Origin of the sequence: Protofrankia sp. CiP3, assembly GCF_917627345.1 — a bacterium.
GTDB lineage: Bacteria > Actinomycetota > Actinomycetes > Frankiales > Frankiaceae > Protofrankia.
The window spans coordinates 1-13203 of the sequence record NZ_CAKJTM010000053.1; the positions used below are offsets into that span (position 1 = coordinate 1).

10 protein-coding genes are annotated in these 13203 nt (G+C 67.5%); 4 read left to right on the forward strand and 6 right to left on the reverse strand.

The window, feature by feature from the left end; translation table 11 throughout:
* Both MJ797_RS17160 and MJ797_RS17165 read right to left on the reverse strand, forming a co-directional pair.
* A partial coding sequence (locus MJ797_RS17160) for a TIR domain-containing protein (protein ID WP_239336058.1) occupies positions 1 to 2525 on the reverse strand: 2525 nt, incomplete at its 3' end.
* A gap of 130 nt (positions 2526 to 2655) precedes the next feature.
* Complete coding sequence (locus MJ797_RS17165; protein ID WP_239336117.1) at positions 2656 to 2913, reverse strand: hypothetical protein; 258 nt, start codon at positions 2911 to 2913, stop codon at positions 2656 to 2658.
* Between the two features lie 284 nt (positions 2914 to 3197).
* Here MJ797_RS17165 and MJ797_RS17170 point away from each other — a divergent pair, with 284 nt between their 5' ends.
* Positions 3198 to 4586 carry a spermidine/putrescine ABC transporter substrate-binding protein gene (locus tag MJ797_RS17170; protein WP_239336060.1) on the forward strand — a complete coding sequence of 463 codons (1389 nt, stop codon included), beginning with the start codon at positions 3198 to 3200 and terminating at the stop codon, positions 4584 to 4586.
* A gap of 31 nt (positions 4587 to 4617) precedes the next feature.
* Here the strand turns inward: MJ797_RS17170 and MJ797_RS17175 are convergent, their stop codons facing one another.
* Both MJ797_RS17175 and MJ797_RS17180 read right to left on the reverse strand, forming a co-directional pair.
* A complete protein-coding gene (locus MJ797_RS17175) occupies positions 4618 to 5895 on the reverse strand; it encodes an aspartate aminotransferase family protein (protein WP_239336061.1) in 1278 nt (425 codons plus the stop codon).
* A 101-nt stretch (positions 5896 to 5996) separates the two neighbouring features.
* A complete protein-coding gene (locus MJ797_RS17180; protein WP_239336062.1) occupies positions 5997 to 6488 on the reverse strand; it encodes an Lrp/AsnC family transcriptional regulator in 492 nt (163 codons plus the stop codon).
* A gap of 187 nt (positions 6489 to 6675) precedes the next feature.
* Between MJ797_RS17180 and MJ797_RS17185 the strand changes: the two genes are divergently transcribed.
* The 3 genes from MJ797_RS17185 (at position 6676) to MJ797_RS17195 (ending at position 11061) form a co-directional block, all read left to right on the forward strand.
* Entirely contained in the window at positions 6676 to 8106 is a 1431-nt protein-coding gene (locus MJ797_RS17185; protein WP_239336063.1) for an aspartate aminotransferase family protein, read from the forward strand.
* A gap of 65 nt (positions 8107 to 8171) precedes the next feature.
* On the forward strand, positions 8172 to 9602 hold the full coding sequence (locus MJ797_RS17190; RefSeq protein ID WP_239336064.1) for a gamma-aminobutyraldehyde dehydrogenase: 1431 nt from the start codon (positions 8172 to 8174) through the stop codon (positions 9600 to 9602).
* Between the two features lie 301 nt (positions 9603 to 9903).
* The gene (locus MJ797_RS17195; protein ID WP_239336065.1) at positions 9904 to 11061 is read left to right on the forward strand and encodes an alpha/beta fold hydrolase; all 1158 of its coding nucleotides are present in this window, start codon (positions 9904 to 9906) and stop codon (positions 11059 to 11061) included.
* A 903-nt stretch (positions 11062 to 11964) separates the two neighbouring features.
* Here MJ797_RS17195 and MJ797_RS17200 read toward each other — a convergent pair.
* Both MJ797_RS17200 and MJ797_RS17205 read right to left on the reverse strand, forming a co-directional pair.
* Positions 11965 to 12741, reverse strand: coding sequence for a glycerophosphodiester phosphodiesterase (locus MJ797_RS17200; protein ID WP_239336066.1), 777 nt, complete (start codon positions 12739 to 12741; stop codon positions 11965 to 11967).
* Positions 12738 to 13203, reverse strand: a 466-nt coding sequence (locus MJ797_RS17205) for an inositol monophosphatase family protein (RefSeq protein ID WP_305039751.1), incomplete at its 5' end; no start/stop codon positions are given. The genes MJ797_RS17200 and MJ797_RS17205, both read right to left, overlap by 4 nt.

Below are 13203 nucleotides of genomic sequence, written 5' to 3' on the forward strand. Positions count from 1 at the left end.
GCACCGGTCCACGTGCTGCCGGTCAACGTCGCGCCGGTCAGCGTGGGGCGTACGAGCAGCGTCCCGGTGAGGTCGGCGTCGGTGAGGTCAGCGCCGGTGAGGTCAGTGTCGTAAAGCTGCAGGCCGCTGAGGTTCGCGCGGCGTAGGTTCGCGAACCGCAGGTTGCGGCCAGTCAGGTCCTGACCACGTAGGTCCTGGCCGGCGAGACGGACACCTTCGATGGTCAGTTTCATGGTGCGGGCGAGGCGTAGCGCGTTGCCACGGGCCGCCGCGGTCGCGTTGCTGTGCTCGGCGAGAGCGGAGCGGGCCCACTGCTCCAGCTTGGCGCGCTGAGCGATGCCGTACAGGAAGTCGACCATCAGGTCGGACATCTCCCGGCCGGCCAGCAGCCCAGGGCGGGGCGGTTCGTCGGCGTCGGTGAGCTGGGCGGCGGCTTGGGCGGCGACGAGGTACTCCATGACGGAGCGGTGCACGAAGCTGAACCGGGCGTCGTCGGTGCGCACGAGCAGGCTGCCCGAGCCGACCATGAACGTGGCCTGTCCGGCGTCGAGCTTGGCCGGCCCGAGGTCGGTGAGAGTCGTCCGCACAGTCTGCGACAGGCCGTCCAGGTCGGTGCTGTCCTGCTCGTTGTCCCAGAGAGCGACGGCGAGCGCGTCCACAGCCTGGCGGAGCTGGTTGACGGTGAGGGTCTGGTAGGCGCCGCGGGTCGGCTGGCGGCGGGCCACCTCATGGTCAAGCCACCGTGCCAGCAGCTTGGCGTACAGGTCGGCCGAGGTGATGGTGCCGTCCGCCGCTCGGACGGCCAGCAGCTCCTGTTCGTCGAGGTCGGCGATGAAACTGAGCATGCGGGGATTCGCCGACAGGCCCAGCAGATCGTGGATCGACCGGATCAGCCCGAACCGAACCTCGGCCCGCCGCGCAGCCTCCACCGAAACCGCGTCGTCGCCGTGGGTGAATTTTCCGGCCACGGCCTCGGCTGCGACCTGCCGGTGAAAGAGGCGAACGAGGAACTCCCGCATCTGTTCTTCGTCGAAGTTGACCAGGTGTACTTCGCGGCTGGCCGCGGCCAGCCGCACCTGGTCACCGAGCTCGGTGCGGTGCTGGTCGTCGGTCAGGAAATGCTGGCTGCGGCTGGTCAGCACGACCTTGGCCCTGCCTGTCACCGCCGCCAGGATGGTCCGCAAATGCTCGGCGGCTCGGTCATAGGTCACCCGCAGCGCCAGCTCGTCGAACCCGTCGAACAGCAACGCGACCTTGCCCTGCTCCACCATCCGCCGCACGGCCCGCACGTCCACGCCGTGCTCGCCGAGTTTGGTCAGGTGCAGCGCGAGCAGCTCGTCAACCGAGTGCGTCTTCTCCAACGCCCGCAACTCGACGAGCAAGGGGGCGACCTGGGCTACCTCGTCAGGCAGCCGGCGCGTCAGCTCCCGCAGCAGAAAACTCTTCCCGTGCCCGAAGTCGCCCAGGATCAGCAGGAACCGGGCCTCCTCCACATCCAGCCAGTCACACATCGCCGCGAATACGTCCCGCTGCACCGCCAGCTCGCCGTCGTGACCAACGGCACGGCCTACAGCGTCCTGGGCCACGATGAACCGCTGCGGCACATACAGACCTGGTGGGTACACCGCATCGTCGGCGAGACGTTCCTGTTGGCGGGCCAGATAGCGCCGTGGATCCCACCGGCCCTCGAACTCGGCCAGGCTGAACAGCCGGACCCGCCGTCGCCGTGCTTGGCGCAGGACCTCCTCCCCTGGCGGCTCACCCAGGTAGACCAGCTCCGAGTCCGGCCACGGCTCCAGCGGTAAGTACGTCTCCTGTACGACCGTGTTGTAGAACGCCTCGACCGCCCCCGCGTCCGGCGCGTTGACACTGATCCCAACAGGCCACCGCCGCCGTTCCCCATCACGTTCCCCAGATACATCCACATAGGGAAACGGCCCCTCCCGGTGGCTCCCGTGGACCGCAGCTTCGGGGTGCCGCTCCCTACATGCCTCCTGGACCAGACCAAGCAGCCTGAGCCTCAGCTCCCCGTTGTCCGGCCCCGGAAAACGCGGCGGCTGCCCACGATCACCGGTTCCCGGATACACCGGAGCTGCCGTGGACAGCGCAGCCTCGCCACTCGCGGCTGCCATCAACCCGCCGACCAGCGCACGGCAAGCGTCGGCCTCCGAACGGTCGACAAGACTGATCCGCCCGATCTCCCGCAACAGCGGCGGAGCCTCGCATGGCGCCACCCGCACCGGAAGCAGCAGCTTCCTCCCAGCAACCGCATCCGCCAGCGCCACGTTCAGCTCCGCCTCACACCACTTCGAATCCAGATAGGCAGGAGAAAGAATCACCATGACGCAGGACGCTGCCATCAGCTCCGCACGGATCCAGCCGACGAAATTCCCGCCAGGAACCGAGTGCCAGGCCTGCAGCCGAGGCTGATAGCCCGCCTCCCGCAGCTGCCAGGCAACCCACACCGCCCAAGGCTCGTCCGCTTCCGCGTAACTGAGAAAGACCGTCCGCCCGTCACCCACCACGCGCGGAGCCCCACCAAACGCCCCCGAAGTCACCTAACCAGGATGACACCCCAAGGCAACGGAACGCTGCCCCCTGGCCCCCAACGACGCGCACCCGAATTCAGGCATCCCGGCCCACAACGGGCTCAGCTCAGGGCCGAGGGGGCTGCCACCGGCTCGCCGGACGCAGCAGGTCGGCTGATCGCAGCAGTACTTCGGCGAGGGCGCGAGCCTCTTCAGGTGTCAGGTACGCGGCGGACATCGTGTCGAGCATGGGCGTGTCCAGCCGCAGCAGGACCACCGCGGCCTGCCCCGAGGATGCGGGTGGTTCCGGCCGGACGGTGATCTCAGCCTGGCCGATCCGGGTAGTGAGGACGCCATCATGTGGATCGTGGTGCACCAGGGCCATGGTCATCCACTCCTCCCGAACCGAGTTGGTCTTGGCCGACGCACTTGTTGGACTCCCGTTGGCCGGTCGGGGTTGTCCTGGCCCGGCGTCCAGAACGCGACCGGTCCAGCGGCATCCTCGCGATCTCGTTGGACTCCCGCTGTCGTTCCGGTGACATCCGGCAACACTGTGGTCCCGATAGTGACGATACGGACACGCAGTTGAATGTCGGCGAAGGAAGTTCTGATTTTTTGTGCCACCGGTAGTTCGACTGTCAAGCAACGGTTCGCAAAAGGATGGCTGCGATGTCAACGATGTCCGAACGGCCCGCCGTCGACGTTCTCGGGAATCATCAGAATGATCTGAATAATTCATGTCACCCCGCTCTGCTGCGCGGCCTGACCAGGCCACGGATGGCGACGCGACAGCCGGCAGTGCCGCGGTCTGGGCATGCGGGTGCCCAGGCCGCCCTCGGACGGCGGGAGCTCCTCCGGCTGGCCGGCATATTGACGGGCGGCGGCGTCCTGCTGGCCGCGTGCGGATCGCAACAGGTGGCTCCGCCACCGGCGCCGACGGGGCCGAGCCCCCTGCCCGAACGCTCCGTCGCCGACTACTGGGCTGGCCGGAGCAGGGCGGGCCATCTGGACTTCGCGAACTGGCCGCTGTATATCGACACATTCCCCGGCCAGAAGAACGGTCACCCGACGCTCGATCTGTTCACCCGGACAACCGGAATCACGGTTTCCTACCGTGAGGTCATCGACAACGACGAGTCGTTCTACGCGGGCATCCGGTCGTTACTCGAGGCGGGGCGCCCGATCGGCCACGATCTGATGGTCATCACCAACGGCCAGGTGCTCGCGGAGCTCATCCGGCTGAACTACCTGGCGCCGCTGGACAGGAACCGGCTGCCCACCTTCTACGCCAACGCCGACGAGACCGTCGTGAGCCCGTCCTATGACCGGGACAACAAGTTCACGGTTGCCTGGCAGTCGGGAATCACGGGGATCGCCTACGACCCGAACCGCACCGGCCGGGAGATCAGGAGTTTCAACGATCTGTTCGACCCGGCCTTTGCGGGCCGGGTCGGGATGTTCGGAGATGTTCGGGATCTCCCGAACTTCACCCTGGTGGGGCTGGGCATCATGCCGGAAGCCTCCACTCCGGCGGACTGGCGCAAAGCCGCCGACACCCTGCGCAGACAGCGTGCCGATCATATCGTTCGCAACTACTACCAGCAGGACTACATCGAGCCACTCAAGAAAGGGGAGGTGTGGTTGTCCATGGCATGGTCGGGTGATATTTTCCAGGCCAATTCCGAAGGGGCGGACCTGCGGTTCGTCGTTCCGGAGGAGGGCGGGATTCTGTGGACGGACAGCATGTGCATCCCGGTCACCGCGCCCCATCCGGTGGATGCGATCACTTTTATGGACTTCGCCTACCAGCCTGACGTCGCCGCGAAGCTCGCCGAGGGGATCAACTACATCACGCCCGTCCCCTTCGCGCGTGACCGGATCCTGCGAGACGCGGTCGCGGCCATCGGCGACCAGCGGACCCAGCTGACCACCACGGCCGACAGCTCGCTGGTTTTTCCCACGCGTTCAGACCTTGCCCGGCTGCGCCGTTACCGCGTTCTGGACAGGGCCGAGGCCGCTGAGTGGAATGCGCTGTTCCAGCCGATCTACCAAACCTGACCAGCCGCCGGCCACTCAACGCTGTGCGGGCTCACTGGCCCGACAGGGCCGCGGCGAGGGCGGCCGAGAGCAGGTCCACGTCGGCGAGGTCGATGACCAGCGGGGGGCAGAAGGCCAGTGTGGAGGTGCCGAGCGGCCGGACGATGACACCATGGGCGAGCATCCGGTCGCGGATCTCGGTGGCGGTCGGGCCGTCGGGCAGGTCCACCGCCCACATCGCGCCGTGGCCGCGGACATCACTGAGACCGTGCGTGCTCGCTACCGCCCGCAGCCCGGCCTCGAGGCGCTCGCCGATCACGGATGCCCGGCCTGGCAGATCCTCGGTCTCGAGGACGGCGATGTTGGCCAGCGCGGCGGCGCACGCCGCCGGATGCCCGGAATAGGTGCCGCCGTGGCGCAGTATCACGTCCGGGCGGCGCAGCGGCTCGTGCGCCGCGGGGCCGATGAGTACGCCACCAAGGGGCTGGTAGCCGCTGGTCGCGGCCTTCGCGAACGTGACGAGGTCAGGCCGGACGCCGAAGTGCTGAGCACCGAACCAGCCGCCCAGCCGGCCGAAACCAGTGATCACTTCATCCATGATCAGGAAGGCGCCATGGGCGTCGCAGAGGTCCCGCAGGCCGGTGAGGTAGCCGGGGCGGGGCGGATACACGCCGCCGGCCCCGATCACGGGCTCGGCGATGACCGCGGCTACCCGGCCGGGCTTGCTCGCCATGACGTCGGCCACCGCGTCGAGGTCATCCTTGCCCACGTGGACGATGTCGCCGACACCGGGACCGAAGCCGGCCTGGTTCGCGGGAAGCCCGGTCAGGCTCATGCCGCCGTAGGTCACGCCGTGGTAGCTCGGCGATCGGCTGATGATGATCGTTCGTTCCGGCTCGCCGGTGACGGCGTGCGCCAGGCGGGCGATCTTCATGGCGGTGTCCACCGCTTCCGATCCGCCACAGGTCAGGAACACCCGGGCAGCGGGCATGGGCGCCAGCTCGGCGAGCCGCGCGGCGAGCGCCTCCGCCGGCGGGTTGCTGAAGCGTTCGAACAGGTGGAAGGCGTCCAGTGCGCGCAGCTGTGCCGTCACCGCTTCGATGATCTCTGTGCGGCCGTGCCCGGCCGCGCAGTACCACAGGCCCGCCAGAGCATCGACGTAGCGCCGGCCGGAGTCGTCCACGACGTGCGCGCCCTCGCCGGAAACGATCCGGATGAACGAGTCCTGGGCTGCCGCCGGGCGGGCAAACGGGTGCAGGAGCGGGTACGGCGCCGTGGTCCGATCGGTACCGGCGGCGGAGCCACCGGTCCTTGACGGCGTGATGTGCACGGTGATCGGGCTCCTTTCCTGGATGGTCCACGCTATGCGGTATCTGTCCCCGCGGCGCGTCCATCCCCGCGCTGAGCCGTGTCCGTGCGTAACCGTTCGGATCAGCGCGCGCCCCAGGTGTAGGTCTGCTTCACCAGGCGCAGGTACACGAACGTCTCGGTCTCCCGTACCTGCGGCAGCGCGCGGATGCTGTCGTTGATCAGTGACAGCAGGTGTTCGTCGTCCTCGGCGACGATCTCCAGCAGGAGATCGAACGATCCAGCGGTGAGCACCACGTAATCGACCTCCGGCAGCGCCGCGATGATGTCGGCCACCTCCCGGGCGTCGCCCGACACCTTGACGCCGATCATGGCCTCACGCCGGAAGCCCACCCGCAGCGGGTCGGTCACCGCGACGATCTGCATGATCCCGGAGTCGAGCAGCCGCTGGACCCGCTGGCGGACCGCGGCCTCGGACAGGCCTACGGCCGTGGCCATGGCCGCATAGGAGCGCCTGCCATCCTCCTGGAGTTGTTCGATGATTGCTTTGTTGATGTCGTCGAGGAGGGGCTCCGGCGCGGCCCTCGCGACGCTCGCCTTACGTTCCTGGGACAAAGTCTTCCTTATCGGGTCCTGAACGGCGGGAGTGGATCTCGGATGGTGACAATCGCACGGTTGCGCGAAGCGGAACGCGCGGTGCGAGCCCGGCATTTTCCCCGCTCGAGTATTCCGTGGATTCCCTTGTCGGTGGCCGGGGCGGGCTACGCTTTCCGTACCTGGCTACCGGAAGGGGAGCGGGAACATGGGCGGGACGATATCCGAGTCGAGGGCATGCGCAGCGCCCGCCGGCATCGCCGAGCGCGCTGCTGCCCTCACCCAGCAGGAAGAGCGCCGGCTGGCCGAACGCACCCCGGGCTCCCGGGCGATGCACGACCGGGCGCTGCGGTCGATGACCGGTGGGGTGCCGTCGTCCTACCAGGCCCGCGACCCCTGGCCGATCTACCTGACGCACGGGCGGGGCTCGCTGGTGTGGGACGTCGACGGAACCGAGTATTCCGACTTCCACAATGGTTTCGGCTCGATGGTGCAGGGGCACGCGCACCCGGCCATTGTTCGCGCGGTGCGTGAGCGGATAGGGCTGGGCAGCCACTTCGCGATGCCGACCGAGGATTCGGTGATCGTCAGTGAGGAACTGGTCCGTCGCTTCGGGCTGCCGCAGTGGCGCTATGTCAACTCGGGGTCGGAAGCGACCATGGATGCGATCCGAATCGCCCGGGCGGTGACCGGACGCGAGACGATCATCAAGATTTTCGGTTCCTACCACGGTCATCATGACTACGTGATGGTCTCGATCGGGACTCCCTACGAGGACATCGGACCCGTCGATCACATGGCGTCGCTTGCCTACGGCGAGGGCATTCCATCGACGGTGATTGATCTGACTGTGCCGGTGCCGTTCAACGACGCCCCGGCCATGGAGCGGCGGATCGAGGCGTTGGTGGCCGAGGGGCGTCCGCCAGCCTGTGTGATCATGGAACCGGCCATGATGAACCTCGGCGTGGTCCTGCCCGAGCCCGGCTATCTGGAGGCCGTCCGGAGCGTCACTCGCCGGCACGGCGTGATATTGATTTTCGATGAGGTCAAAACCGGTCTGTGCGTGGCGGCCGGGGGCGCCACCGAACGCTTCGGCGTGCTGCCGGATATGATCACGCTGGCCAAGGCGCTCGGCGGCGGGCTGCCATCCGGGGCCATCGGCGCCACGGCGGACATCATGGAGGCCGTTGCCTGCGGCCGGGTCAAACAGGTGGGGACGTTCAACGGCAACCCACTGGTCATGGCCGCCGCCCGGGCCAGCCTGCTGGAGGTCCTCACCCCGGAGGCGTATGCCCATCTCGATCGGCTGGGCGACCGGCTCATCGCCGGCTGCGATGACATTCTCCGGCGCCACGAGCTGCCCGGCTACACGGTCGGCATCGGCTCCAAGGGGTGCGTGCACTTCGCCGATGCCCCGATCCGCGACTACACGTCCTTCATGGCGCTCCAGAATCCGGCTCTGCCGGAGCTTGCCTGGCTCTACAACGCCAATCGGGGCGTCCTGATGGCTCCGGGCCGGGAGGAGGAGTGGACGCTGTCGGTGCAGCACTCCGACGCCGATGTTGACCGCTACCTCGGCTCCTTCGCGGCGTTGGCCCGTGACCTCGCCGGCGCCACCGGCGGCGGACAGCCGGCTTAGCCGGATTGGCCATGTTCGCCAGGTTCGCCGGATTAGCCAGGTAAGGGGCATGATACGGAGTGGGTATGGACAGGATTCTTACGAATTTCATTGACGGTGCCAGCGTCGCGGCCATGGACGGGCGGACGACGCCCGTGGTGAACCCGTCCACGGCAGTGGTCTTCGCCGAGGCACCGGTATCCGGTGCGGTTGATGTGGACGCGGCGATGCGGGCAGCGTCGGACGCCTTCGAATCCTGGCGCGCCACCACACCGGGTGAGCGGGCTAGAGCCCTGCTCAAACTTGCTGACGCCATCGAGGAACGCGCGGACGACCTCGTCCGGGCGGAGTGCGAGAACACCGGGAAGCCGATCGCACTCACCCTGGCCGAGGAGATTCCGCCCGCCGCGGATCAGATCCGCTTTTTCGCCGGTGCGGCTCGGTTGCTCGAGGGACGGTCGGCGGGTGAGTACATGACCGGGTACACAAGTTTTACGCGGCGCGAGCCGGTGGGCGTGTGCGCGCAGGTGACCCCGTGGAACTACCCGCTGATGATGGCGGTGTGGAAGCTCGCGCCGGCGATCGCCGCGGGCAACACCGTGGTGCTCAAGCCGTCGGAGACGACCCCGGTCAGCACCTTGCTGCTCGCCGAGATCGCGGCCGAGTTCCTGCCCGCGGGCGTCCTCAACGTGGTGTGCGGTGATCGGGACACCGGCCGAGCCCTGATCGCTCACCCGCTGCCGGCGATGGCATCGGTCACCGGCAGTGTCCGGGCCGGCATGGAGGTTGCCCAGGCGGCGGCCGGCACCCTCAAGCGGGTCCATCTGGAACTGGGCGGCAAGGCGCCGGTGATCGTTTTTGACGACGTCGATGTCGCCGCGGCCGCGGCGGGGATCGCGGGCGCCGCCTACTTCAATGCCGGGCAGGACTGCACCGCCGCGACCAGGATTCTGACCGCGCCGGGCGTCTATGATGATCTTGTCGCGGCCCTGGCCGAACAGGCACGGGCGACCAGAACGGGCGGCCCGGACGAGCCGAGCGCAGCCTACGGCCCGTTGAACAACGTCGGTCAGCTCGGCCGCGTGCACGCAATGGTGGATCGCGTGCCGAGGCATGCCGAGGTGCTCACCGGTGGGGCGCCGTTGGACCGCTCCGGGTTCTTCTACCCGGCGACGGTTATCGCGGGCCTCCACCAGGATGACGAGCTGATCCAGCAAGAGATCTTCGGGCCGGTTGTGACGGTCCAGCGGTTCGGTTCTGAGGACGAGGCCGTGGCCTGGGCGAACGGAGTCGAATACGGGCTCGCGGCCAGCGTGTGGACACGTGATCATTCCCGGGCGATGCGGGTTGCCCGCCGGCTGGACTTCGGCTGCGTGTGGATCAATACCCACCTCCCGCTGGTTGCCGAGATGCCGCACGGAGGCTTCAAGAAGAGCGGATACGGGAAGGACCTGTCAGTCTACGGCCTCGAGGATTACACCCGGATCAAGCACGTAATGAGCAACATCGAGTTTTGAGCGGCCAAGAACGTTTGAGCGGCCAAGAACGACCGACGACAACGTGGCGAGGTGCGTGCCCCGGCCCCGCGTCCCCGGGTTCCCTGTTGCCGGGCGCTCTAAAGGCGGTGGGAGGGTGATCCCCGCGTTGTCGAGGTGCACAGGGTGCCAACCAGCCGAAGCCGGCGCGATGCTGGTCCCGTCGCGCCCGCCGGAGGCGCTTTGGGGCCAATAGGCCGGAGACGGGGTTTCAGGACCTGGTTGGTGGCTTTACTGTCGATTTGCCCGCCAGCCGGCCTGGACGAGTAGGCGGAGGGCGGCTATGCGCGAAACTCGTATCCGCGTTGCGGGTGACCTGGCACGTGTGCCCACGGATCGTCCAGATGACCTTACCAGCAGCGCGACCGGCGCGGGAACGGAGCGGGCACGCCTACCCGGCTCCTCCCGCTATGTCATACGGTATGTGACCGTGCACGGATATCGTCGGGCTTACATCCGTGCCGGGCACGGACCGGCGTTGTTGCTCATCCACGGGATCGGGGACAGTTCGCAGACCTGGGCGGACCTCATTCCGTTGCTTGCCCGCGGCCGAACGGTGATCGCGCCGGATCTTCTCGGGCATGGCCGGTCGGACAAGCCCCGGGGTGACTATTCCATTGGTGGATACGCCTGCGGAATGCGTGACCTGTTGACGGTACTCGGCATCGATCGGGTGACGGTGGTCGGCCACTCCCTGGGCGGCGGGGTGGCCATGCAGTTCGCCTATCAGTTTCCCGAACGGTGTGAGCGGGTGGTGCTGGTAGCCACCGGGGGAGTGCGTTCCGACATCCATCCGCTGCTGCGGGTCGCGGCGATTCCAGGTTCAGGAGCGGTGCTCTCACTGCTTACCACGGCATCCCTGCGCCATATCGGTTGGGCGGTGACGCGGGCGTTGCGCTGGCTGCACACCGATCTGGGGCGCGATGTCGACGACCTCATGCGTACCTTGGAAGACCTGCATGTGGACACCGCTCGAGCGGCATTCCTCCGGACGCTGCGGGCCGCAGTGGACGGACATGGCCAGGCAATCACGATGTTGGACCGCTGTTACCTCGCGGCTGGAATGCCTTCTTTGATCATTTGGGGTGGGCATGACGCGGTGATCCCGCCTGAACATGCGCGGATCCTGCACGCGGCGATGCCCGGCAGCCGGCTGGAGATCTTCGCGGACGCCGGGCATTTCCCGCATCGCAGTAACCCGGAGCGCTTTCGGACGGTGCTGGAGGAGTTTTTGTCCTCGACTCGCCCGGCAACCTACTCGGCTCGCCAGTGGCGGGATCTGATGCGTTCCAGCGGGTGTCGCCCGCAGCAGCCGCCGGGCCGAAGCCGGAGCCGGCGGATGAGAGCGGCCACCGGTGGGGAAAGCGCGTTGGCCGCGGCTTCGGGCACGCCGCTCGGCACCCGTCGCGGGGAAGGGCCGGTCCCGCATGGGCCGAGGTGAACAAGACACGGCGGAAAGTGAGGATTCGCCGTCGGCGAGCGTACGGAAGCCGGCGAGCCGGGATCCACCGGTCGTGGGCAGCGTCTTCAGCGCGGCCTCGTCCGAGGTGCCCAGCCAGGGTTCCGTGGGCCCGCGGAGCTGTGGGAAGAGCCTGGCCGTGCGTCCATTGGGCCGGGAGGTTCATACTGGCTGGGAGCCATGGAACGTTCTCCGGAGCGAACAACCGCGGATCGGTTCGTGACCCGTACGCCGCTGACCGCACATGATACCCGCTTCATCCCGCTCAACCGGCTACCGCGCCGGATCGTCGAGACAGATGCCACTTCTTTGTTCCAACCCGCTATCGCATTGGGACACCGCGGCCCGCTATCGTGGACTTCGTCGGGCGCGGTCATGCCAATATGACCTATCCTCGCTGTAGTAACTGAAGTCAGAGATATATCGGAGGTCGACCGTTGGCACGTCGTGCGCGTCTGAGCTGGCCGGAAGAGCGTCGCCAGGCAGGTGAGGTCGTCGTTCGCCGGGTTGACCCCGGCCGTGGCTGGACCCTTGACCAGGCTCGTGACCTGGTACGGCAGGGTTACTCTGTCGAACATGTAGCGGAACGGACGGGATTTCCGGCGCAGATGCTGAAAGTGGCTGCCGAGGAGTGAACGTTTCGACGAAGCGGTGCCAGTCATGAAATATGCACTCTCGGCTATGTGAATGTGGTCGGCTCGGACTCATTCACCCGCGGTGAACCAGGGTGGTGAACCAGGCCTGGCCGAGGTCACGCCAATGCGTCGAGCTGGTTACTCTGCGCAGCGTGGGGGATTGTGCTGGCGGTTGTGTTCGGATTTTATTGAGTGATTGGATTTTGCGCCGGCTATTTCCTGCCGGCGATGATCGGGCGTTGTTTTTTGGTCACTGCACGTGACGTGTACGCGTGATTGTTGCTTCGTCGCCGGTGGCGCGTACAAGCCGGCCGAGGTGGTCGGAGTAGACACCGTCCACGCCGAATCCCAGCAGACGGTTCAGGGCCCGGGACGACTGGGCATGCCAGCCGAACGCAAGCAGCCCGTGAGCGTGCACCAACGGCACCATCGCGGCGGACCAGTCGTTGGCACGCAGGTTCAGCACGGTGGCTCCGGCGGCGGCCGCACGTCGCGTGTACGCCTCCAGGCCTCCGCCGCTCGCTCGGTGGGAGCGGATCTCCCGGCCGGATGCGGAGTTCACGAATTTCACCGTGTCATCCAGCGCATCCAGGCTGATGATCGACTTCCAGGAGCGGATCGCGTCAAGATCCCCACACAGCCACAGGCGGCCCGCCGCACCAGCCGCGCGGGCGGTTTCGAGCACCGCACGCACAGCGTGGCGCGCGGTGGCGGGTGGGTCCTTCAGGTCCAGGCTGAGCTCGAAGCCGTTGCCACAGGCGGCGTAGAGGTCGGCCAGGCGTGGAAGCCACCCCGGGAGAGCCGCGGCCGGTGTCTCGCTGAGCCGGCGGCGCCGGCCCGGCGGTCCGAGCACGCCGTCATGGTGCAGCACCGCCACACCGTCCGCCGTGAGCCACACATCCGATTCCAGCCCACCGGCACCGCCCGCCAACGCCCGCTGGAAGGCCGCTACGGTGTTCTCCCGCTGGAACAGCGCGGGCGAGCCCCGATGGGCAAAGCCGATCGGACGGCGCGCCGTACGGGTCACCGCATGGAAGGCGGGTTCAGGATATCCAGCGCCCGGGCGTGCAGCCGGCTGTTGGTCGTCAGAACCGAGCCACCGGCCGGCCCAGGGCGTCCGGTGAGATCCGTGAAGGTACCCCCGGCTTCCTCAACGATCACCTGGAGGGCGGCCATGTCCCACAGCGAGACATCGGGCTCGCAGGCAAGGTCGACAGCTCCCTCGGCGACCATCATGTGCGACCAGAAGTCACCGAAGGCCCGGGTCCGCCACACCGCGGCCACGAGATCGAGGAAGGGCTCCAGCCGGCCGGCCGCCGACCAGTTCTCGATGGAGGCGAACGACAGGTAGGCGTCGGCAAGGTCTGTCACCGCTGACACGGCCAGTGAACGGACCTCGCCGGCCACCGTCCGGGTGTGAGCCCCGTGACCGCGTGCCGCCCACCAGCGCCGGCCCATTGCGGGCGCGCTGGCCACACCGACGACGACC

Bases quoted from the DNA above. Each gene is read 5' to 3' on its own strand.
- MJ797_RS17165 (WP_239336117.1), bottom strand. From the start codon at position 2,913: ATGGCCCTGGTGCACCACGATCCACATGATGGCGTCCTCACTACCCGG.
- MJ797_RS17195 (WP_239336065.1), top strand. From the start codon at position 9,904: ATGCGCGAAACTCGTATCCGCGTTGCGGGTGACCTGGCACGTGTGCCC.
- MJ797_RS17170 (WP_239336060.1), top strand. From the start codon at position 3,198: ATGTCAACGATGTCCGAACGGCCCGCCGTCGACGTTCTCGGGAATCAT.
- MJ797_RS17190 (WP_239336064.1), top strand. From the start codon at position 8,172: ATGGACAGGATTCTTACGAATTTCATTGACGGTGCCAGCGTCGCGGCC.
- MJ797_RS17185 (WP_239336063.1), top strand. From the start codon at position 6,676: ATGGGCGGGACGATATCCGAGTCGAGGGCATGCGCAGCGCCCGCCGGC.